The sequence below is a fragment of the Paenibacillus vortex V453 genome (assembly GCF_000193415.1).
In the GTDB taxonomy this organism is placed as follows: Bacteria; Bacillota; Bacilli; order Paenibacillales; family Paenibacillaceae; genus Paenibacillus_AQ; species Paenibacillus_AQ glucanolyticus.
This window is the reverse complement of record NZ_ADHJ01000025.1, coordinates 403,418-425,486: the sequence shown is the minus strand read 5'-3', so window position 1 is coordinate 425,486 and position 22,069 is coordinate 403,418. Positions and strand designations below refer to the sequence as shown.

At 43.3% G+C, this 22,069-nt stretch carries 20 protein-coding genes; 18 read left to right on the top strand and 2 right to left on the bottom strand.

Features of this window, described 5'->3' with window-relative positions; all coding sequences use genetic code 11:
• Positions 1–287: 287 nt before the first annotated feature.
• The 9 genes from PVOR_RS31040 to bshB2 all read left to right on the top strand — a co-directional run bounded on the left by PVOR_RS31040 (position 288) and on the right by bshB2 (position 7,439).
• Positions 288–635: a hypothetical protein gene (locus PVOR_RS31040; RefSeq protein WP_200860831.1), complete on the top strand. Its 348-nt coding sequence runs from the start codon at positions 288–290 to the stop codon at positions 633–635.
• Positions 636–919: 284 nt separating this feature from the next.
• The gene (locus PVOR_RS16810; RefSeq protein WP_100086505.1) at positions 920–1,444 is read left to right on the top strand and encodes a YfiT family bacillithiol transferase; all 525 of its coding nucleotides are present in this window, start codon (positions 920–922) and stop codon (positions 1,442–1,444) included.
• 158 nt (positions 1,445–1,602) lie between these two features.
• A complete protein-coding gene (locus PVOR_RS16805) occupies positions 1,603–2,601 on the top strand; it encodes a Gfo/Idh/MocA family protein (RefSeq protein ID WP_006210593.1) in 999 nt (332 codons plus the stop codon).
• Positions 2,602–2,623: 22 nt separating this feature from the next.
• Positions 2,624–3,574 carry an AraC family transcriptional regulator gene (locus PVOR_RS16800; protein ID WP_006210592.1) on the top strand — a complete coding sequence of 317 codons (951 nt, stop codon included), beginning with the start codon at positions 2,624–2,626 and terminating at the stop codon, positions 3,572–3,574.
• A gap of 14 nt (positions 3,575–3,588) precedes the next feature.
• A complete protein-coding gene (locus PVOR_RS16795; protein ID WP_006210591.1) occupies positions 3,589–4,677 on the top strand; it encodes a Gfo/Idh/MocA family protein in 1,089 nt (362 codons plus the stop codon).
• A 181-nt stretch (positions 4,678–4,858) separates the two neighbouring features.
• Complete coding sequence (locus PVOR_RS16790; RefSeq protein ID WP_006210590.1) at positions 4,859–5,656, top strand: helix-turn-helix transcriptional regulator; 798 nt, start codon at positions 4,859–4,861, stop codon at positions 5,654–5,656.
• 176 nt (positions 5,657–5,832) lie between these two features.
• Positions 5,833–6,324 (top strand): DUF523 domain-containing protein, encoded by a 492-nt coding sequence (locus PVOR_RS16785; protein ID WP_006210589.1) that lies wholly within the window; start codon positions 5,833–5,835, stop codon positions 6,322–6,324.
• A gap of 91 nt (positions 6,325–6,415) precedes the next feature.
• Positions 6,416–6,760: a YojF family protein gene (locus PVOR_RS16780; RefSeq protein ID WP_006210588.1), complete on the top strand. Its 345-nt coding sequence runs from the start codon at positions 6,416–6,418 to the stop codon at positions 6,758–6,760.
• Between the two features lie 22 nt (positions 6,761–6,782).
• Positions 6,783–7,439, top strand: a complete 657-nt coding sequence (gene bshB2 / locus PVOR_RS16775; protein WP_006210587.1) for a bacillithiol biosynthesis deacetylase BshB2 — start codon at positions 6,783–6,785, stop codon at positions 7,437–7,439.
• A gap of 134 nt (positions 7,440–7,573) precedes the next feature.
• On the opposite strand, the gene cdaS is transcribed toward bshB2, so the two are convergent.
• Positions 7,574–8,191: a sporulation-specific diadenylate cyclase CdaS gene (gene cdaS / locus PVOR_RS16770; protein ID WP_006210586.1), complete on the bottom strand. Its 618-nt coding sequence runs from the start codon at positions 8,189–8,191 to the stop codon at positions 7,574–7,576.
• 245 nt (positions 8,192–8,436) lie between these two features.
• Here cdaS and PVOR_RS16765 point away from each other — a divergent pair, with 245 nt between their 5' ends.
• Together PVOR_RS16765 and cysI are read left to right on the top strand one after the other, a co-directional pair.
• Positions 8,437–10,269 carry an assimilatory sulfite reductase (NADPH) flavoprotein subunit gene (locus PVOR_RS16765; protein ID WP_006210585.1) on the top strand — a complete coding sequence of 611 codons (1,833 nt, stop codon included), beginning with the start codon at positions 8,437–8,439 and terminating at the stop codon, positions 10,267–10,269.
• A 35-nt stretch (positions 10,270–10,304) separates the two neighbouring features.
• On the top strand, positions 10,305–12,029 hold the full coding sequence (gene cysI, locus PVOR_RS16760; protein ID WP_006210584.1) for an assimilatory sulfite reductase (NADPH) hemoprotein subunit: 1,725 nt from the start codon (positions 10,305–10,307) through the stop codon (positions 12,027–12,029).
• Positions 12,030–12,201: 172 nt separating this feature from the next.
• Here the strand turns inward: cysI and PVOR_RS16755 are convergent, their stop codons facing one another.
• Positions 12,202–13,410 carry an MFS transporter gene (locus PVOR_RS16755; protein ID WP_006210583.1) on the bottom strand — a complete coding sequence of 403 codons (1,209 nt, stop codon included), beginning with the start codon at positions 13,408–13,410 and terminating at the stop codon, positions 12,202–12,204.
• Between the two features lie 343 nt (positions 13,411–13,753).
• Between PVOR_RS16755 and PVOR_RS16750 the strand changes: the two genes are divergently transcribed.
• The 7 genes from PVOR_RS16750 to PVOR_RS16725 all read left to right on the top strand — a co-directional run bounded on the left by PVOR_RS16750 (position 13,754) and on the right by PVOR_RS16725 (position 21,244).
• Positions 13,754–14,473 carry a YebC/PmpR family DNA-binding transcriptional regulator gene (locus tag PVOR_RS16750; RefSeq protein WP_006210582.1) on the top strand — a complete coding sequence of 240 codons (720 nt, stop codon included), beginning with the start codon at positions 13,754–13,756 and terminating at the stop codon, positions 14,471–14,473.
• Between the two features lie 212 nt (positions 14,474–14,685).
• Positions 14,686–14,898, top strand: coding sequence for a phage integrase N-terminal SAM-like domain-containing protein (locus PVOR_RS31035; RefSeq protein ID WP_006210581.1), 213 nt, complete (start codon positions 14,686–14,688; stop codon positions 14,896–14,898).
• A 99-nt stretch (positions 14,899–14,997) separates the two neighbouring features.
• Positions 14,998–15,597, top strand: coding sequence for a tyrosine-type recombinase/integrase (locus tag PVOR_RS31030; RefSeq protein WP_268741797.1), 600 nt, complete (start codon positions 14,998–15,000; stop codon positions 15,595–15,597).
• A gap of 1,326 nt (positions 15,598–16,923) precedes the next feature.
• The gene (locus PVOR_RS16740) at positions 16,924–17,454 is read left to right on the top strand and encodes a hypothetical protein (protein ID WP_006210578.1); all 531 of its coding nucleotides are present in this window, start codon (positions 16,924–16,926) and stop codon (positions 17,452–17,454) included.
• A gap of 1,182 nt (positions 17,455–18,636) precedes the next feature.
• Complete coding sequence (locus PVOR_RS30685; protein ID WP_160164007.1) at positions 18,637–18,813, top strand: hypothetical protein; 177 nt, start codon at positions 18,637–18,639, stop codon at positions 18,811–18,813.
• 637 nt (positions 18,814–19,450) lie between these two features.
• Complete coding sequence (locus tag PVOR_RS16730; RefSeq protein WP_006210575.1) at positions 19,451–20,077, top strand: hypothetical protein; 627 nt, start codon at positions 19,451–19,453, stop codon at positions 20,075–20,077.
• Between the two features lie 399 nt (positions 20,078–20,476).
• A complete protein-coding gene (locus PVOR_RS16725) occupies positions 20,477–21,244 on the top strand; it encodes a hypothetical protein (RefSeq protein WP_006210574.1) in 768 nt (255 codons plus the stop codon).
• Positions 21,245–22,069: the final 825 nt, after the last annotated feature.

Here is a 22,069-nt window from a genome sequence, read left to right as displayed (position 1 = left end):
AACAGGAGCAACGGGTGTAACCGGTCCTACGGGAGGAACAGGGGGGAACAGGAGCAACTGGAAGAACTGGTTCAACCGGTCCAACAGGTCCGACGGGAGTAACCGGACCAACTGGCGTCACCGGACCAACAGGAGCAACAGGAGCAACTGGTCCAACAGGCCCGACGGGAACTATTGCTCTAGGTTATGGTTCCATTTATGGTTCACCTACTACGTTAATCACGGTTGTTGACAATACACCTGTAGCTTTTACAACTGCAGGGCCTACCCTAAATACGACAACGAGCGTGGAACCAGGAACGATTACGGTTAATGCGGCCGGAGTATATATTGTGGACTTTGTAATAACCGTTCATCTAACCACAACCCCTACACTATTGGCTTCGGCGAGTCGGCTTGTCAACTTCTTTGTGCAAATCAATGGCACTACGCAAGAACCGAGAAGTGTTTCTAGTTTTTCCATTGAAAATATCTCTGGCATTGGGGCAACGTTAGTAACCAATGGGGAAGCTTCAAAATCTTATTTAACTACTTTGAATAATGGCGATGTTCTGCGTATTATCATGAATACTTCGGGAGCAAACAGCTCTGCCACATATTCGGGGCAAGTGTTTAATGTCATTCGCATTTCGTAGTCAAAAATAGAATGATGGGGGGCGGCACATTCACTAAATGCTGCCTGTCTCCCTTTTTTCTCAAAAAGATTGCAAGCCATATCCATTATAATTCGAGAATTGAATCATTAAAAATTATTGAGGATGGGCATAGCAAATGCTCTTGGAAAATTATATTATGTAAATATATTTTTCTGCTCAGTAGGCTGATTTAGCAGTTTATACAACATCTTCTATTAATAGAGAAGAAGTTCTTATCAATTCATACGATAAGGGATGATACCATGCAGATCGGAGTGAGGAACATGGATATGAGATACCCCATAGGGCAATTTGAATGGGAGGGACAGTCGTCACCGGAACATAGGAATCACTGGATTCAAGAGATTGAGGGGATGCCTGGGAAACTGCGGACAGCCGTTCAAGGTTTGTCTGAGGAACAGCTTAACTTGGCCTATCGTGAGGGTGGGTGGACCATACGTCAGGTCGTTCATCATCTTGCAGACAGTCATATGAACTCTTATATGAGGTTTAAACTCGCTTTAACAGAAGACAATCCAACCATCAAACCGTATGACGAGCGGCTGTGGGCAGCGCTTCCGGATTCCGTGACGGTGGCTGCTGAAGTATCTTTGGCCATGATTGAAGGCATACATACCAGATGGGTCGCTTTATTAAACAGTATGGACCATGAAGACTTTCTAAGAACGTTCTATCATCCCGAGAACCAGCGAACGACTCATCTTGAATACGCCACGGCCATGTATGCATGGCATGGGAATCATCACATAGCACATATTACTTCTGCAAGAGAACGGTTCAAAATATAGCGTGACAATACATATTACTCCGTCTTATGGCGGAGTTTTTGTATGCAATGATGTCGCAATATCAAAATCAACTGTCGCAATTTTACACTGTGAATCGGCTAATTCATGTGTTAGATTAATGGCATGATGTCTTAATATTAGATACTGAGGTGACCATAATGATTAGAATCGGAAAAATTAGTTATTGGCATGTGCACGCATGGGATTACACAAAACAGGCGCAGGAGCATCCGGATGCACAAATCGTAGCCGTATGGGATGAGAATCCGGAACGCGGTAAAAAAGCTGCGGAGCAGCAAGGAGTACCGTTCTTTGAATCCTTGGATGAAATGCTGCAAAGCGATATCGATGCTGTCATCGTGGATGCACCAACATCCATGCACAGAGAAGTGATGCTGAAAGCTGCGGCAGCCGGCAAGCACATTTTTACGGAGAAAGTAGTGGCCGCTACCCTTCAAGAGGTCAATGATATTATGAACGCGGTAAATGAGAATCAAGTCAAATTAACGGTATCACTCCCCCGCTTGAATGATGGTTACACCTTGGCGATCCGTGAACTGTTGCAAGAGGGACTACTGGGTACCGTAACACTCGTTCGTGTCCGCTTGTCTCATAACGGCGCAACGGCAGGCTGGCTGCCTGAGCATTTCTATGGTCTGGAGGAAACTCGTGGAGGAGCCCTCATTGATCTGGGTTGCCATCCTATGTATTTGACACGCCTGTTCCTGGGAGAAGAAGCGGTTGATGTTCATGCGAATTTTGGCTACATAACGGGTAAAGAGGTCGAAGATAACGCCGTTGCTACATTATCTACAGCTACGGGTGCTGTTGGTATTGTGGAGGCTGGTTTTGTTAATAACTTCTCGCCGTTTACGATTGAGATTCACGGTACAGACGGAACGATTCTCTATGGTACGCCAGACAGTAAACTTCTTATCCGCTCAACGAAGAAAGAAGAATACAAGGAAGCGTGGGTTGAACTGCCAGTACCAGCAAATCGTGCAAGTGCTTTTGAACAGTGGATCTCTCATATTCAGGAAAATACCGTTGCAGAGGAAAATATCGCATATGCGGTTGAATTAACGAAATTGATGGAGGCTTCCAACCGTTCGGCCAAGGAACATCGTGCGATTCGTTTGGATGAACTGCAAGCTTAAGTTACAAGGGTGATGCATCAGCATGAATAATCATTTTCCATATGAGTTTATGAAAGATCGGCAAGATGCCTTGGAGAGACTTGATCTGAGGGTCTATTGGGGGCGTTATGAGATCCGGGTTCTTCGATTTCATCTCACCACCTTCCCTCCGGGGAAGATTGTGTCCTTCCATAAACATGCTGAATATGAGTTTCATTTCATACCGCGTGGGAAAGGGACCGTTATTATGGAAGAGAATCCCTATGCCTTGAGGGAAGGAATGTTTTATTTAACGGGTCCGAATGTTCTCCATTATCAGGAAGCGGACGCAGCAGAGCCCATGGACGAATTATGTCTGCATGTGGACATTATTCCGCATGACGTAACACCCGATGATCCGGATCGTCTATTATGGCCGGCTGCGGATCCTTGGGAGATGGCGGAGGCTGACGACTGCATGGAAAAGCTCAGAGGGCTGCCGCTGAAGCCGTCGATGGATATCCATCGGGCGATGCCTTATTTTCTGGAGGCTTACCAAGCTTCTCAGGAAAAATATCCGGGTCTGTACACAACGATCAAGCAGTGCATTATTCAGATACTGCTGCGTGCCGTACGCGCGTTTGAATCCGAGCCATCCGAAGCGGAGTTGCCTTCACGAGACATGAAGGCTTACCGCTATCAATTGGCACTGGAGTATATCCATGCGAATTCCTCGGGTGAGGTCGTTCTGGATGATGTCGCGGAGAAATTGCATATCAGTTCCAGGCAGCTGCAGCGGATATTCAAGGAGCAAGCGGCTGGGCAATCCTTCAGTGAAATTCTTGAACACGTCCGTTTAGAAGCGGTGTGCCGGAAATTAATCGATACCAATTGGTCTATTGATAAAATCGCGATTCACGAAGGCTTCTCGAGCGGCAGTTATTTGCATACCGTGTTTCGAAAGAGATACGGCTATACGCCAACAACATATCGGGCAATGAATGTGAATTTGTAGGGGGAGTATCACATATGGGCAAAAGCATTCGAATTGGAATTATTGGAAGCGGTGGCATTGCAGGAGAGCATGCAAAGTACTACAAACAAATTGAAGACGTACAGATTGTCGCTGTAGCGGATATTTTACCAGGAAGAGCAGATCAGTTCATTGAGCGTTGGGGACTTCAGGGGGCAATAGGATTTGACGATCACCGCAGGCTCCTTGATCTGGATTTGGATGGTGTGAGTATCTGTACGCCAAATGTTGCTCATCACAGAACAACGATCGATGCGCTCTCAGCCGGCAAACATGTCATGCTCGAGAAGCCGATGTCGGTCACCTTGGATGAAGCTATCGAGATGGTTCAAATCTCGAAGAAGACCGGGAATATACTCAATGTGGGCTTTCAACCGCGCTATGACCCGAACATGGGAATCATTAAGAATCTGATCCAGAATGGTGAGCTCGGCAAGGTGTATTATGTGGAAACGGGAGGCGGCCGCCGCCGTGGGATGCCGGGTGGAACCTTTATCCGTCAGGAAATTGCCGGAGCAGGTGCCATGGCGGACATCGGTTGCTATTCCTTGGATATGGCATTGAATGCGCTTGGATATCCAAAGCCGTTAACGGTATCGGCCTATACCTCTAATCACTTCGGAACGAATCCGAAATACCACTCGGAATCCGGTGCGTTTAACGTGGAGGACTTCGGCGTTGCCATCATTCGGTTCGAAGGCGACATCGTATTGAACTTTAAGACGTCCTGGGCTATGCATATGGATACCTTGGGAGCAACCATGTTCCTTGGAACGGATGCGGGCATGAAGATTACGCCGGCTGGATCAGGACCCTGGAGTGGCGTATGGGATGGGAAAGTAGGCTCAATCTCCTTATTCCATGACATTCAAGGGCATCATACCGAAAGCGCAATTCCGTTGATCAGCCACCAGCTTAACGTATTCGAAGAGAAAATCAAAGATTTCGTAAGCGCCGTGCGCGAAGGCAAGCCAGCACCGATACCCGGAGAGCAGGTGCTTCGGAATCAAGCAATCCTGGACGGCATTCTGCGCTCTTCCCAGAGCAAAAAAGAAGTGGATATCCACATCCCGGAATTGGATTAGTGGCAGTTCAGCCGCGTATACTGCGCGGCTTTTTTGTTGTCATCATAACGGTAAATTTCCAGATCTACGCTTCCAATTTCCATATGGATATGATAGTATGGAACAGAACATTTGTTCTTTATTTGAGGATAATTACAATTTTAATTTTACAATATCCATGACATGAAGGATGGTGCAGGGCATGATGACTGAGCGATATTCAGAAATCGACGAGGTAATCGCTTATATTCACAAGAATATTTACGAACCGCTTCCCTTGTCATTACTGGCGGGTTACATTGGATACAGTCCTTATCATTTCTCTCGTATATTCAAGGATCGGATCGGACTGCCGCCCCTGTATTATGTCTCATCACTTCGTCTGGAGAAAGCCAAGGATTTACTGCTGCACACGCACCTCAGCATCCGGGATATCGCCCTGGAGATTGGGCAGCAAAGCCTGGGTACATTTACGACCCGCTTCACCGAGAGAGTGGGTGTAACCCCCTCCCAGTTTCGGAACTCCATGGAGGAGGCGGACAAGCATTTGTTATCTTTGCAGAGTCTGAACGACTGGCGAGAATCCATGCCGATTCAGAATCCCAACTTGACGGTTGAGGGAACGATAGAAGCAACAGCCCCATTTCAGGGAGTTATTCTGATAGGCTTATTTGCCAAGCCCATTCCGGAAGGATTTCCTCTATACGGAACACTGCTTCCGTCTGTTGGCTCATTTCGATTTACCGACGTAAGCCCGGGCACATATTATCTGATGGCTACTTCTGTGCCATGGGGTATGCAGGCAGTTGACTTCTTGCTTCCGCAATCCACCACCTTGCGTACCCGTTCAAGGGAACCGATCATCGTTACATCCAACTCGAAGACCCGGCATCTCCAAGTGACTCTGCATGTTCCCCGGTTAGATGACCCACCGATTCTGATTTCCTTGCCATTATTAATGAACCATTTCCTTAAACGGGTTGCTCCCGTGTTACGATAATTATGATAATCTTAAGCTTTGGCTCAGAGACTTCTCAGAGGGAAGCTGGAGTGATGGCAGCAGCCATCCATCATGCGTATTGCGTTGACAATTGCGTTCTGATTCATGATACTTAAGTCAGACCGAACCGCTTTAGCCATATATTAAGCAAAGCACGAAGATTTGAGGTGGCATCTGTGATTATCGTAAGCTCTTGTTTAGCCGGTTTGAAGGTTCGTTATAACGCTACGGACAGCCTGGATACCCATATTCAACTGTTAGTGGAAGCGAAGAAAGCGGTAACCGTATGCCCGGAACTTCTTGGCGGATTCTCAACTCCGCGTGAGCCAGCAGAGATCATCGGCGGTAACGGTGATGACGTCCTGTCAGGAAGTGCCAGAGTAATAGAATGGTCCGGCAGAGATGTGACGGAGATGTATATAAAGGGTGCATATCAGGCTCTTCGAACGGCACAAAAGCTCGGAGCACTGCTTATCGTTCTGAAGGAGAACAGCCCCTCCTGCGGCAGCGCAATGATCTATAATGGAGAATTTGCCAATGTGAAGCAAGCCGGTTATGGCGTAACAACAGCTCTTCTGCGCAGGGAAGGATATACCGTTATTTCTGAGTACGAGCTCAGCGTGTATGCAGCACAGCCGGAATACTCCGCTCTGTTTGCTGAAAGATAAATACAAGGTATTTCGTCATGGTCATATAATTATGTTAGAATCATCATACCGACTGTGATCATTGTCGTGATTCTTTATATTGGAGGGAACTATGGAACTCATAAATCAAGCAGAAGTCCAACAAATGATTGATAAATTGAAGGATCAGGATTTATATATTCATCTTGAGATGACAACAGGCGCCTATGCTGCCCATCACGATAGCACAAAGCACCCTGCTGCCAATTTTATTACAAATGCAAGTATTCGTTATACCGCTGGTTCGATATCCGGCAACGGTCCTTACCGGGTTGGTTTAAAAATGAATCAAGGCTGGATATATACCGAAGGACTTACCCATTTTGAACAGGCTGATACCGATAGACTTATCATGGCGGGCCATGATAGTCAGGGGAAACTGGTTGTTGCTTTGCAGCTGAGCCGGGAGCCTTTTTAATAGAGAGAGGAGATGAGGAACGATGGAGCAAAACATACTGGTCGTATTGCCGCATCCGGATGACGAAGCCTTTGGTTTATCCGGTACGTTGGCTAAATATATTATAGAAGGTGCTCATGTCACCTATGCTTGCCTGACACTCGGAGAGATGGGCCGCAACATGGGGATACCTCCGTTTGCTAACCGGATCACGCTTCCGACTATTCGTAGAGCAGAGTTGGAGGAATCGTGCAAAGCCATAGGCATACAAGACCTGCGATTGCTGGGTTTCCATGATAAAACGATTGAATTCGAGGACCAGCCTAAGCTGGATGGTGTGATTGCAGCCCTGATTCAGGAGATACAACCTTCACTTGTATTCACATTCTATCCTGGCTATAGTGTTCATCCCGATCATGATGCCACGGGTGCAGCTGTAGTTCGCACGATTCAGCGGATGCCTGCTGGGGAAAGACCTGTGGTTCAGTGTCTGGCATTCTCCAAAAATTGTGAGCAGGAGCTTGGCAAACCCGATGTTTATCAGGACGTATCTATGTTTATGGTCCAGAAGCTGAATTCCATTCAAGCTCATCGTTCCCAATTCCAGGCTGCAGAGCTGCTGGGTAAAAAGCAGCTGAAGGCAAAAGAAGTCGAGGACCGCTTCGGGACTGAACGTTTCTGGACGTATACCTTTGAATAAGAATCCTATGAATAGATGGATATCAATAGAAGAGCCACCGCGGTGGCTCTTTTTTCTATGCCAATACGAGCGAAGGTTCACTTTATTATTGGTGTGCTGTAAAGAGAGGTTATGTAGCCAAGAGTGTTGATGAATTAAGGACTGGTAATCGATAAGGGGTAGAGAGTTCCTTTCATGCAGAAGGAGGTTCTTCCTGTTTCTTCAGATACGACGAGAACCAAAGCATCGCTAATCTCGGATAAACCTATAGCCGCACGATGCCTAGTGCCAAGCTTTCGATCACCATAAGTTTTTGCAGTTAATGGAAGCACATTCGCAGCAGAGATAATCATTTCTTTGCGAACGAGAACGGCCCCGTCATGCAGCGGACTACCCGGAACGAATATGGATTCCAGCAGCGGGCTCGTGATTTCCGCAGATAAGGGGATGCCGGGTGTTATTAGAGAATCGAGAGGATCTTCCCGCTGAATCACAATCAGCGCTCCCAGATTTTTTTGACTGAGATGATATATGGATTTGGCGATTTCCTGGTACTTGCTTGTGAAGGGGAAGAGAAAACAATTGAGATAATACGTGGATGAAATTGCCTCGGCTTCCAAATATTTAGTGCGTACAAGATCCAATTCATTGAGCAGACAGGAGCTGTTCTGGTCCAGATTGGCAATGACATTCTCTATATGCTTTTTGATGTCAATAAGCTGGTTTTTCAGCTTGCGCTTAAGCGGCGTGAAATTGCAGTCATGAATTTGCATCCTCTATCTTCCTCCTTATCCTTCGTATCATTACCAATCCGACACAGCGATATTCTGCCTGCTTCGCGAAGTTCTTAAATCGCAAAAAGTCCTTTATCATCGATTTATCAGGAAAACTGATAAATGCTATAAGAACATTGTAATTGACCGGTCCCGTAAGCTGTGATAGGTTCAGAGGAGTAATAAAATTAATTGTATCGTAATAGTAGGAATTAATAATGTGCGCTTTTGAGAGGTGGATATGGTTGGAACTTCAAGTAACGAACAGTCCTTTTAATCAGGAACAGGTAGAATTACTGAACCGGCTGTTGCCGACACTGACGGATTCCCAGCGGTCCTGGCTCAGCGGATATATTGCCGCTATCCAGGGAACGGCAGCCGCTTCAGTTGCAACAGCACCACAAGCAAACACAGCAGCAATACCGGTTCCCGCAGCGCTGGCACCTAAAGAAGTAACCGTATTATACGGATCTCAGACTGGCAATGGTCATGGATTATCGAAGAAGTTATCGAAGAAGCTTGAAGAGGTTGGTCTAGTGGTTACAATGTCCTCAATGAGCGACTTCAAGCCGAACAATCTGAAGAAGCTGCAGAATCTCCTTATTATTGTGAGTACGCATGGCGAAGGTGAACCGCCGGATAACGCCATTCCTTTCTATGAGTTCCTGCACAGCAAACGGGCACCTCAAGTAGAGAGTCTTCAATATTCCGTACTCGCGCTGGGGGATACCTCGTATGAATTTTTCTGCCAAACGGGTAAAGATTTCGACAAACGGCTCGAAGAATTGGGCGGCAAGCGGCTGACGCCTAGAGTGGATTGCGACGTGGATTTTGATGAATCGGCCGCTGAATGGATGAACCAGGTTCTTCAATCGCTGAATGAGGCTGGAGCAGGATCGTCCGTTGTTGAAAGCGTGAGTGCGGTAGCCCTGAGCGATAGCACGGAATCGGAATTTTCAAGAAGCAATCCATTTCAAGCGGAAATCCTCGAGAATTTGAATTTGAACGGAAGAGGATCCGACCGTGAAACACGTCATATCGAAATTTCTCTTGAAGGTTCAAATTTGCAGTATGAGCCGGGCGATAGCTTAGGAATCTATCCGGAAAATCATCCGCAGCTTGTCGATGATCTTATCGCTGCTATGGGATGGAATGCTGATGAAGTGGTCGTCATTAATAAACATGGTGAAGCGCGAGCACTTCGGGATGCCTTGCTCCGTCACTACGAAATTACCGTTCTCACGAAACCTCTGATTGAGCAAGTGGTTAAGATCTCAGGGAATGAAGGGCTTCGGAAGCTTCTGGAACTAGGGCATGAGCAGGAATTGCGCACCTATATCGAGGAACGGGATTTGCTCGACCTGGTACAGGATTATGGTCTGCAGCAAGTGGCAGCAAGTGATTTTGTATCGATATTACGAAAAATCCCTGCTCGTCTGTACTCAATTGCCAGCAGCTCCAAGGCCTTCCCCGATGAAGTCCATGTAACCGTTCGTACGGTTCGGTACGAGGCACATGGCCGAGATCGTTACGGTGTATGTTCCGTACAATTGGCGGAACGGCTGGAAGCTGGAGACACACTTCCGGTGTATGTTCAACACAATCCGAACTTTAAGCTGCCCGAGAATCCGGACACCCCGATCATCATGATCGGTCCTGGTACAGGGGTTGCTCCATTCAGAGCTTTCCTCGGTGAGCGCGAAGAGACAGGTGCAGGAGGGAAATCCTGGTTGTTCTACGGTGACCAGCATTTCTCAACAGACTTTCTCTATCAGATCGAATGGCAGCGCTGGTTAAAGGATGGGGTGTTGACACAGATGGATGTTGCCTTCTCGCGAGATACGGACAAGAAAGTATATGTACAGCACCGTATGCTGGAGAGGAGCAAGGAATTGTATCAATGGCTTCAGAACGGCGCGTGTGTATACGTCTGCGGTGACGAGAAGAAGATGGCGCATGATGTGCATTCCGCACTGGGGGCAATTCTTGAGCAAGAAGGCGGGATGAGTCCAGAGGAAGCTGCGGAATACTTGGGCCTCATGCAGCAAGAGAAACGTTACCAGCGGGACGTATATTAAGACAATTCCCATGGTTGAGAGAGGAGAAAAGGAATATGTCTGATAATAACTTATTATCATCTAATAGCGCACCTCATAGTGATGTGGAGGACATCAAGCGTCGAAGCAACTATCTGCGCGGCAGTCTTGTAGAAACGCTGGAAGATCGTATAACCGGATCGATTCCGGAAGATGATAACCGGCTGATGAAATTCCATGGCAGCTACATGCAGGATGACCGGGATTTACGCAATGAGAGACATAAGCAGAAGCTGGAGCCTGCATACCAGTTCATGCTGCGTGTTCGCGCTGCCGGCGGTGTGGTGACTCCTGAGCAATGGCTTATGATGGATCGCGTTGCGCAGAAGTACGCAAACGGGTCAATTCGGTTGACAACACGCCAGTCGTTTCAGCTTCATGGTGTGCTCAAATGGAACATGAAGACTACGATTCAAGAGGTTAATGAAGCACTCCTTAGTACATTAGCAGCCTGCGGCGACGTCAACCGTAACGTTATGTGTAACCCTAACCCGTACCAATCCGAGATTCATTCGGAGGTGTACGAGTGGGCACGCAAAGTGAGTGATCATCTGGATCCGCGCTCTCGTGCCTATCATGAGATCTGGCTTGATGGTGAGAAGATCGTGGATAGTCTGCAGGATGCCGAGGAACAGGAGCCGATCTACGGCCCGGTGTATCTCCCTCGGAAATTCAAAATTGGGATGGCTGTGCCACCTTCCAATGATGTGGATGTATACTCCCAGGATCTTGGTTTCATTGCGATTGTTGAGAACGGAGAGTTGAAGGGCTTCAACATATCTGTTGGCGGTGGGATGGGGATGACACACGGTGATCCGCTGACCTACCCTCAAGTGGCAAAAGTCATTGGTTTCTGCAAACCGGAGCAAATCATTGACTTGGCGGAGAAGACCGTTATGATCCAGCGTGATTACGGGGACCGCGCGGTTCGTAAACATGCTAGATTCAAATATACGATCGATGACCGAGGGATCGATTGGTTCGTAAGCGAACTTAGCGAGCGGCTTGGCTGGAAGCTGGAAGAGGCAAGATCTTTTCATTTTGACCATAACGGTGATCGCTACGGATGGGTAAAAGGCAGTAACGGAAAATGGCATTTTACACTTTTCATCCAAAGCGGACGCGTTAAAGACGAGGCGGATTATCTGCTGATGACAGGCCTTCGTGAAATTGCCCAAATCCATAATGGCGATTTCCGTCTGACGGCCAATCAGAATCTGATCATTGCCAATGTCAGCAGCCATAAGAAGAAAAAGATCGAGGAGCTTATCAAGCGTTACGGACTCACAGACGGAAACCATTACTCCGCTCTGCGAAGAAACTCCATGGCATGCGTATCTTTGCCAACATGTGGTCTGGCTATGGCTGAATCCGAGCGCTATCTTCCAACGCTATTGGATAAGATTGATCCGATTCTGGAAGAGAATGGGCTGCGCGAAGAGGATATCGTCATTCGTATGACAGGATGCCCGAACGGATGTGCCAGACCGATGCTGGCTGAGATCGCCTTTATCGGCAAGGCACCGGGCAAATACAATATGTACTTGGGTGGAGGTTTCTCCGGGCACCGCTTAAACAAGCTCTTCAAGGAAAACATCGGTGAAACCGAGATTTTGGATTCGCTTCGCCCGATGATCACACAGTATGCACAAGAGCGAGAGAAAGGCGAGCACTTTGGTGACTTTGTCATTCGCGCAGGCTATGTGAAGGAAGTATTGGATGGACAGCAGTTTCACGCATAACATGATATGTAACGAGACATATAGGGATTCAGAGGATAACTGTGAATAAACACGACAGACCGGAGCTCTCCGAGAGGAGGGACTTCGGTTTTTTATTTTTGCTCAAGCGTGGAGATGCTGGATTAAGCCGATTCACGCCAAGAGCCACCTCAGCGTGAGGTGGCTCTGATCATCATTGTACGAGACTATTTGTGGCGTTCCTGCTTTTTTTAAACAAAGGGATCAGCAGAGCGGAGCCTATCAGAAACAGGAGGGCACTTGCTGAGAATACGGTGAATAAGGAAAACTGATTTTTCAGTAATCCGCCAAGCGACATGCCAGTGACCATCATGCCCATGAAGATCGGTGTCAGAGCGCCGCCTACGCGTCCGATGTATGCATTCTCGGTATTCGTCAGAATGAGCGTGTTGATGCCGATGTGAATGGTGGGATAGAAGAAACCATTGACTACCTGCAACAGCAGAGTGAAGAGAATGCTCGTAGACCAGCCGATGCCGAGGTTGCCCAGTGCGCTGACGGTAAGGCCAAGCGCCAGCAAGGATTGCGGCGATATTCTTTTGGCTAACACCATAACGAAGCCCCCGCCAAGCAGCATCGCAGCACCGTTCGCGGTTAGCAGCCATTGCAGGAAAGATTTATCCTGCCCGAGATTCTCAATCGTGACAAACAGCATCATGGGCTGAATAAGTCCGGCAGCGAGACCGGCGGCAGCGAAGGTTGTAGCCAGCGTCCGCAAGGCGCGGTTATTCCACACATAGCGCAGACCTTCAATAGCTTCCTGCAAGAGGCTCCGTTGTTCAGACTTTGATTCTTTCTCTTGATCTCTCGGCAGCCACACCAGGATCAGAGCGGAACCCAGGAATAATACACCTGTTGCGATAAGGGATGCTTCAATTCCAAACTTCTGATACACGAATGCTCCTGCTATGGGGCCGATCACCATAAAGAAGGCCATTAAGGATTGGAATATAGCCATGACGGATTGGAGCTGATGTTCCGGCACATGCTGTTTGAACAATTTCATAGCCGAGGGTTGGGAGAACTGTGACATGATGGCTGAGAATAACGTAACGACCAGCAGCGCCTGCCATGAGTTATTGTGGACAGCAATCAGTACGAGAAAAACGGAAACGGCTGACAACACATCGGCACCGATCATGGTTCGTTTAGGTCGCCACCGGTCTGCAAATGTACCACCAATGAAAGCGAACAGGAAGATGGGGGCAAATTCGGCTACCGATATGAGGGATATAAACCAAGGATCGTTGTTGGTTATGTCGGTGACATATAACAGAATCGCAAAGTTACGAACCCAAATGCCAAGATTTAAAAGAACGCGTGACAAAATAATCGTTCGGACATACGGGTTGTTAAGAAGCATAATGAGGATTCTCCTTTCGTGACTCGTGTGAAACGGAGTCATAATTGATTATTTAATAAACGAATGCGCATTTAGTTTATTAAATACATAGACATATTAACATTCAATCTATAAATGATCAATACAAATGTATTTTTTGTCTACAGTATGCAATTAAAAACAGGCACATTCTGCTTGTATTTATGAGCCGATTATATCCTTGAATAGACGAGATTGTTTTTTGTTTGGGATTTACTCTAAATGTGCTCTTAACCTTGTTCATGCTACTTAATAGAGATATAATGGACAAGGGTATTTATTGAATACCGGCTACAGATTCAATAATGAAAGCGAGCGGAAATATATGGGCCGTAAATGGAATAATATTAAAGAAAAAAAAGCATCCAAGGATGCGAATACGAGTCGCGTCTACGCTAAGTTTGGTGTTGAGATTTATGTGGCAGCCAAGAAGGGTGAACCGGATCCGGAGTCGAACCGTGCGCTCAAGGTCGTGCTTGAGCGCGCGAAAACATACAATGTGCCAAAAGCCATTATCGACCGTGCTCTGGAAAAAGCGAAGGGCAGCGGAGACGAGAATTATGTGGAGCTTCGTTACGAAGGATTTGGTCCGAACGGTTCGATGATCATTGTTGACGCGTTGACCAATAACGTCAATCGTACGGCACCGGAAGTGCGTTCTGCCTTTAACAAGAACAGCGGTAACATGGGCGTCAGCGGCTCTGTATCTTATATGTTCGATCCAACGGCCGTGTTCGGCGTCGAAGGTAAGACATCGGAAGAGGTCATGGATCTGCTGCTTGAAGCAGATGTGGATGTACGTGACATCCTTGATGAGGAAGATGCTGTAATCGTGTATGCAGAACCTGACCAGTTCCATGCTGTACAAGAGGCTTTTAAAGCTGCAGGGGTTACGGAGTTTACGGTGTCAGAGCTGACGATGCTGGCACAGAGCTTTGTTACGCTGCCAGGTGATGCTGAGGCTCAATTCGAGAAGCTAATTGATGCGCTGGAAGATCTGGAGGATGTGCAGCAGGTCTATCATAACGTAGAGTTTGACGAATAGGATACAAGAACCCTATAAATTCAGTGTTTAGAAGCTCTTACTGCTGATTCAAACATGGGGAGATATCCGAATTTCACCATTTTTCTCAATCAGCGATGGTATACATTTTGTTGATTGATGCAATTTATGATGATGTACGTCTTTCCAGAAGTGCTCGTTATTTTAACTCACTTTTTTGTATGAAATAAAACTATACAAGGAGTGAGTTTTTTATGTTATTAGAGGATGTTTACAAAGAGTTTCTTATTGATTTGGAGATCAAGAATTATAGTATCCGAACTATAAAAGGATACAGAAATAATTACAGAGCCTTCTTAAATTTTTTAATTAATGAATTTGAAGTGACTGAAGTGGAAGAAGTTAATACTTCCCATATCAAAGCCTATCTTAGGAACTTAAAAGACAAAGGTTTATCTGAAACCTAAATCAATGGAATACAAAAAAACATTCGTTCGTTTTTCCGTTTCAATGTTGAAGAAGGATATATTGCTGAAAAAAGAAATCCTGTTCTTAGTTTGAAGTGGATGAGGGAACCAAAGGTTCTGATTCAGACTTTCAATGATGTTGAAGTGAAGAGGATGCTTAACGTTTTTAAAGGGGATTACTATTTAAGTTTACGTAATAAGCTAATTCTAATGTTCTTTGTGGACTTAGGAATCAGAAATTTGGAATTATGTACTCTTAGTTCTCTTGATGTAAGAGATAGTGTTATAAAGATACATGGAAAAGGGAATAAGGAGAGACATTTATACATTTCACCTCTTTTGAAAAAGTATATTATCAAATACGAGAGAGTAAAAGAGGCATATTTTAAAGATAAAATTATGACTGATTCAAGTTTTTTCTTATCTCAAAATGGTAAAACTCTTACAGTTGTTGCAATTGAGGTAGTAGTCAAAAAAGCTGGAGCGGAGGCTAAGGTTCGAAAACATATTCGTTGCAGTCCCCACACACTGAGACATTACTATGCTCAAAAACAATTAAGATTAGGGTTAGATGTTTACAGTCTTAGCAGATTATTAGGACATGAGTCGACTGTAATAACTAATCATTATCTTCAGTCAATTCAAGATGAGCAGATACTTGAGTTGGCAAAGACAACCAGCCCGTTAATGAACTTATAGATCATTCATGAGTCTTCAGCAAGCAAATGTTAGTAGATGAATAGCGAAAACTGATTAAGGACACTTCAGGTTTTTCCATGTCAGGAATGAGTGCTTTTGCAATTCAGAAGCTAATGTGCCACCAAAATATATCTGTTACGATGAGGTATGTTGCTATGTGGGGGAATGAGCTAAGAGAGCAGAATGATCAATTCAATTATAGTTCGGCGCTCGTCAACAAGAAAGGATGGATGAATTATCACCTAACCAGCAGGAGCGATTAAAACTGTGCTGGAGTAGTCTACAGGAAAAACAGATAAGAAACCTTACTGCATAATAGAAGCGGTAAGGTTTCTTCTTTAGGAATATCCATAATTTTCATACTGCTCCAATTCAGTCAGCAACCTCTCTCTGCATGACGTACCAGTCAATATTCACTCTATTAGCATCTGTGAACGCATCACATAAGGTTGCACGCCCTTAGATGTGCTTGGACAGGGAAATGTTAGTCAGCCTGTTTGAGAGGCGTGAAGTGATACTGGAATTGCTGATTAGTGATGGAAGATTGAAGAGCAATAATCATCTATGATTTGCTTCATACTGCTAGTTGGATTCCTCTCATACTATAGATGTTGGAAGATGCAAAGCAATTAGTTTTTCAAGTAAACGGTATCGTAGATGAAATTTATAACAGAACATCTAACTCGTAGAATAATTATATCGCTAATTTTCGCCAAGCTGTTGCCCAACCGTCTTAGTTGGTATGTGGCATCTTGCGCCCTTCTGCTTCACAGTAGGGTTGAGAGCGTGTCACGTATGGTTGTGCGCTCGTTGGTAGGCATGTTAGTTGTAGTGAGCGGAGGACTTAAAGCATTACTGGAAGGGCTATGGAAGTGGTGTGGTATAAATCTAACTTAACAGCGATAAATCTTTACTCTTCATCAACAATCCTCTGTTTTAAATACTCTTCATTGGCTCCGTCGCAAATACCTAAATCTTACTCCAAATGGAACAGAAAATCTTTAATGGCTTCATGCTGTTCGTCTGTCAGCACAATATCCTTGTTTTGACACCATTTTAACAGAGATACCAGGCAGAAATTTTAGGGGTAAATACTCCCGTTTCGCTTTTAATTTACCCCAAGTTCAGCAAGTGACTTATCGGAGATCATGCTTCTTCCTCCTTTACAGTTGAAAGTGTTGAAATTGAATGTTATTGGCAATAGCTTAAAAAGGTATTAATAATATACAAAATATTGTATTTTATGTAATTAGTTGACAATTATTTATTTGTGCTATATTCTTTGGTTGATTAGTATTAGGTGGGGTGAGGGGCATAAAAACCAGAATGCAAAGACTAACTCCTAAGAAATATCCATATCAAAGAATATCAGAAGAAAGAATGAAGACGATGCAAGACATACTATTCAATCAAAAAATTTTAACTGTATACTGCGACTTTTCAGGTAATAACAAGACAAATTATCTTGGTATAGCGGCTTGCTTTGTCGGAAACGGGAACACATTTGTGAAATCAACAAGGATTTACGGAAGGAATCCAAAGGAAACTGCTCATGGAGAAATTCTAGCTGTTTTCTTTGCGGTTAAAACTCTTCCAGTGATTCTTGAAAGATATAGAGTCTTTCTGAATAAACCTACGAAAATTTACATTTACTCGGACTACGTCCAAATTGAAAATATCCAATCAATTGACTTTAAGAAACAGGAGTATATCAAAGTTACTTCGGAACTGATTGCAAATCTAAACCAATTTCGTGAAAGGTTTAACTGGTGTGATATAAGCATCAAATATTTAGGTGAAGAGAAGAATCAAAACATTTACCATAAAGCGGCTCATAGAGCATCGAGGAAAGCGTAGAAAGCCTAAAGCTCAAAGGAATTGATACAACAACATGGACAAGAACTTGAATGAACACAACACTCTTATTAAAAAGCAAAGAGCTAATGTTTAATGGTCAAAATTCAGAAGCAAGAGTGTTACATCTTCCTGCCACACTTGAAGATTATGAATGAAGAAGGATACTTTTAGAGGATTTCAAATCAAAAAGCGCAATATATAATCTTGAACTGAATGGTGATGAATTTATTGGCCATTTCATTCCTCTAAGCTGGGGGCATGGAGGAACGTATAAGGGTAATATTATTCCTGTGAATGGTTTTGAAAATATGAGACTTAGTAATAGGAATCCACTCAAATGCATAAAAGAGCCAAGAAACCATCAGACTATTAAATATCTTGCTGAACAAAACGAACTTACTACAGATGAATACATCTCATTTGTAAACTGGTGCGATAAGAATAGGCGGACTCGGAAAGAATGTAGGGCTTATATCGGTACTTATTCATCGATTGATGTTTGGAAAAGTCAGCGTTCTAGGAATTAATCTAAGAGTTAATTTTGAAGATTAGATTGCTGAAAGAGAGGCTTAGTAACTCATGGAATGAAACAGACATGAAAGATGATGGCAAAGGCAAAAGAAATTCTTGATGAAATGAAGTGGAAAGATTATCTTTTAATAAATCAATCTCTGATGAAGAGAGAAGAGCACGTTGGGAAGAGTCTACATGCAAGTAGAAGAATTGCAAGCATTGCGTAATATTCAGTCTGTGACTACGAAAGCACGGAAGTCGTTCCATTGGACACTACAAATAATCGAATAGAAAAGTTGGAGAAAATGATTGAGGAAACTAAAATTGAGTTGAACAAGCAAGCGAAACTTGAAAGAGAATTGTTGAGATTAAAGTCATAGTTTCTTGGAGCTAATGAAAATTAGAGAGGATGTTTGCTATGCAAATTACCATATCAGGCGATTGCCAGATGTATATATATCTCAAAGACAAATCAAAGCATCAGCACCAAGGTTCTCTTTCAGATGTAAATGCAAATTGCTATATGATTCGAACGAAAATTTAATCGGAATGAAAATCCTGAGTAGACGAACAGCTTTAGGAGCAAGTGTTATATTGCCAGGGGTGGGAGCAATCGAGTTTCCTATGCACAACTCTACGGTATAGCAGGATGATGATGGAATCTTGATCTTGTTCAATGAGAAAGCTCAGATTCATAAAGAAATTGAGGCTGAATGTATTCTTGATCTTTGTGCCACAGGGATTTCAGGTATCGAGCCGATGCCCTATACCAATGTTGGAGGCAAGGAGATCATTAAGCTGTTTATCATAAGGGATGTTCAAAGTATTCAATTGCCGAGAATGTAGTTTAATTGGTGTAGGACAGAAGCTGGTAGTGTTTATCGGCTTCTTTTCTTTTAATTTTTTTCAAAAAAGGCTTGACACGTCATTTGGAAATTAGCCTGAAAGAATTTATGAAAATTTATAGAATAGTTCCATTGAAATAGCCGAATTGGCGATTTGCTATAATAAGGAGAGAAGCGGTAGAACGGTGACAGAATGGTTAGGTGAAAAAGTACATTGTGTGTTTAATAAGAAATTCTACTCTTGAGTATGCAGATTCAGATCAGTATGAACAAGCATATTCTTATTATCATTGATGGAATTGGCCCGAGGCAGAAGAAATGGGGGGGATATTTGTTGGGGAAGCAGAGCATCCAGCCCCGCCCTGCCTGTTATTTTTACGATAGTTCGATCTGTAAAAAATGGCATAAAAAAACATGCCTTTTATCATAAAACGCGATGGATTTTACTGAACATTGGTTTAAATTCAGTTTATCTCGCATCTAAGCCACTGGTTTTTTCAGATGCAAAATCCTTAGTAAAAAAGTGCTTTGTTCCAAATTGGCGATAGGATATTCTTCTGTCGGCTGTTGGATTGGGATTGTTATGATGATATGACAGTGTTAGTGCTTAAAGGAACATGCCGAGAGGATGAGAGTGAATGAAACATTTTAAAGTAGGTAATGAAATTGATTGGTTTGAAGTGTTGGAGTTGAGTTATCTTGAGGACTTAAAAGTATTATTTGATGAAACACAAAGTACATGGCGAGGCAAGATGGATTCTTTTCAAATAGAAGTAGATCAACTCGATGAAAAGGACAAAGAAGAATACATTGATTTTCATTATGATTCTTTAGTTCAGATTAGAGATAACTTACCTAGGATAACCAATAACTCTATGCTAACCAATTTGTATTCTTTTTTTGAAGTGAATATAAATGAATTTTATGATAAGGTCAGAATCGAATCCGCCAGTGATATTCAGACAAAGCATTTAACGAGCAAGCTTAATTTTTTGAATGAGAAATTTGCCGTTGAAGCCCTTAAAACGGAAGAAATTATTCAACTTGATTTTATAAGAGAACTTCGTAATAGGATAATGCACAGTAATGGGAAGGTAGAAAAAAGGCATTTCCCAGAACTAGTGATTAAAATTGAGCAGTGTCTCCATACCAGTTTATCTAATTTGAATGAATTGATATTGAGTAATGATTTTATCGATGAAACATTTGTATTGGTTGAAGATGTACTGAGGAATATTAATGCCAGATATAGGGGAATGAAGTAGCAAGACGATCTATGGGAAATTGAAAACGAGTTGTGTAAAAAAGATAAAGTTTGCGCGGAGTTACTGTGATCTAAGCCGCATTAGGTAACACTTTTGAGCATAGGGGAGGGGGATAGTTTCGAACAAAACGCGAAAGTGCTTAACAGAAAATTCCAGAGACAGTTCCGCCACGACAGGCTCAGTATTTCAGATTTCCCCTCCCTAATTCCCTTTTAGTAGTTTATCTCATTTTCTATCGCTAAAGGATAATCTTTTCCTTTATGAGATATTATCCCCCAATGTCCCACATTATCTCATAATTTATTATTATTATTCCGCATATGCTTTTAAAAGGTCAAGCTTATCACGTCAAAGAAATGTGCTATACTAAAGGTAGTTTATGTAAAAGGATGATGCTATTTGTCGGAGGATTTTTTCATAAAAGAAAGTGACTCACAACTGGCGACTATTGTCAGGTTGTTCGCTTTAGAAGGTGCGACTAAAGAAGTGGCTGTTTTAGCAAACGCTGAGTCATCTGTGGAACAAACCGATTACGACAATTATCAACGTGGGACAGCCTTATACACATTGTATCTTAAAGTTGCTATTGCTCTCTATGCTCAAATAGAGAATGAAATTGAAACGATTCAACAAAGTATTTCTAATAAACTCAATAAAGCTGTTGCCGTAGAAGGGCATTATTACAGAAATGTTGAGATTGCAGCCAAGCTTTCAGAAGACCCTAATTGGAGAGAAAAAGCGAAAAGTTGGCTTGCTGGCTCGCATATTAACAATCAGGGCAGAGTCAGATCAGACAATATAGCAAGCAGAATATCAGATGGTTTGTTATTTAGATCGTTGCCAGAGATACATTTATACAAGGCATTAAAGTCATTAGGGGTTTCCTTTGCCCCACTTCCTGTGTTTATTAGAGGTGGGCAAGCATACAAGCGAATCGAACCAGATTTTTTTATCATCAAAGATGGGGTCATGCTTGTTGTTGAAGTCGATGGAGATACAGTTCATGTTGAAACGCCAGCAGAAGCGCATGATAGAACCACTATGCTGTTACATGAGGGAGTGAAAATTGAACGAATAAAATCAAGTGAATGCGATACGTATGAAAAGGCGTTGAAAAGTGCAAAAAAAATTGTTGCTATAATTGAAAGGCATAAGGCTTCTCGTTAATATTCTTCTCTCTTGCATTTAATTTTGAGATTGTGTTAGAATCTAAACGGCGAATAACCCTTGAATCACGCATGGTTCAAGGAGGAGATAACTATGTTTTAGAAATTGGGCTTTTTTTGCTAGAGTCATGGCGTATTTTGAATTTATCTGAGATAGAGATTCGATATTGGAAGCTATGTTTCAACTTAATGTTAAGTCGGAAAAAGACAAACTAGATAGAAAAACTTACATGATGTAATACAAAATACAAACTAAAACACAATTCATTGGTTATTCGCCTACTACCTGATTGCGGTCTGGTGGTGGGCGAATAAAAGTAAAAAAATATAAAATCGCTAAAGAAAGTACCTATGCTATAAAGCGTAGGTGCTTTTTTTAATCGAGAAAAATTTTTATTGCATTTGAAGGTATAGTATAGTGATTGAAATATATAGCATGATTGGAGTGAGTGAAGAGTAATAATTCTGCAATGCAATAGTAAAGAGGTGATTGAAGCATATTGAAATAGCTTACTAATTGGCATGAGATCAATAACCGTATATAACCAATATGGTTAAAATTATTGAAAACGAAGATTTCGACGTGTTCTACTAGTGATAGAGATATAATTCGATCCGACTCTTGTAAGCGTTTACTTAAATATTTAAATATGAGAAAAAAAACGAAAGATTGGACAAGTTAATTTGAGGATGTATCAAAGCGCCGTTCTTTATCTTAAAGATGGCGTTTTTGTATGCGTAAATTCAGGCGGAGTTCTAATTGTGTCTTACGAGAACTGGAATGAGAACGAATTGCTATCGGTTAGGATTTCTGGACATAGTTCGG

Coding starts and splice junctions, on each gene's coding strand:
- PVOR_RS16810 (WP_100086505.1), top strand. CDS start 920: ATGGATATGAGATACCCCATAGGGCAATTTGAATGGGAGGGACAGTCG.
- PVOR_RS16805 (WP_006210593.1), top strand. CDS start 1,603: ATGATTAGAATCGGAAAAATTAGTTATTGGCATGTGCACGCATGGGAT.
- PVOR_RS16800 (WP_006210592.1), top strand. CDS start 2,624: ATGAATAATCATTTTCCATATGAGTTTATGAAAGATCGGCAAGATGCC.
- PVOR_RS16795 (WP_006210591.1), top strand. CDS start 3,589: ATGGGCAAAAGCATTCGAATTGGAATTATTGGAAGCGGTGGCATTGCA.
- PVOR_RS16790 (WP_006210590.1), top strand. CDS start 4,859: ATGATGACTGAGCGATATTCAGAAATCGACGAGGTAATCGCTTATATT.
- PVOR_RS16780 (WP_006210588.1), top strand. CDS start 6,416: ATGGAACTCATAAATCAAGCAGAAGTCCAACAAATGATTGATAAATTG.
- bshB2 (WP_006210587.1), top strand. CDS start 6,783: ATGGAGCAAAACATACTGGTCGTATTGCCGCATCCGGATGACGAAGCC.
- cdaS (WP_006210586.1), bottom strand. CDS start 8,191: ATGCAAATTCATGACTGCAATTTCACGCCGCTTAAGCGCAAGCTGAAA.
- cysI (WP_006210584.1), top strand. CDS start 10,305: ATGTCTGATAATAACTTATTATCATCTAATAGCGCACCTCATAGTGAT.
- PVOR_RS16755 (WP_006210583.1), bottom strand. CDS start 13,410: ATGCTTCTTAACAACCCGTATGTCCGAACGATTATTTTGTCACGCGTT.
- PVOR_RS16750 (WP_006210582.1), top strand. CDS start 13,754: ATGGGCCGTAAATGGAATAATATTAAAGAAAAAAAAGCATCCAAGGAT.
- PVOR_RS31035 (WP_006210581.1), top strand. CDS start 14,686: ATGTTATTAGAGGATGTTTACAAAGAGTTTCTTATTGATTTGGAGATC.
- PVOR_RS31030 (WP_268741797.1), top strand. CDS start 14,998: ATGAGGGAACCAAAGGTTCTGATTCAGACTTTCAATGATGTTGAAGTG.
- PVOR_RS16740 (WP_006210578.1), top strand. CDS start 16,924: ATGCAAAGACTAACTCCTAAGAAATATCCATATCAAAGAATATCAGAA.
- PVOR_RS16730 (WP_006210575.1), top strand. CDS start 19,451: ATGAAACATTTTAAAGTAGGTAATGAAATTGATTGGTTTGAAGTGTTG.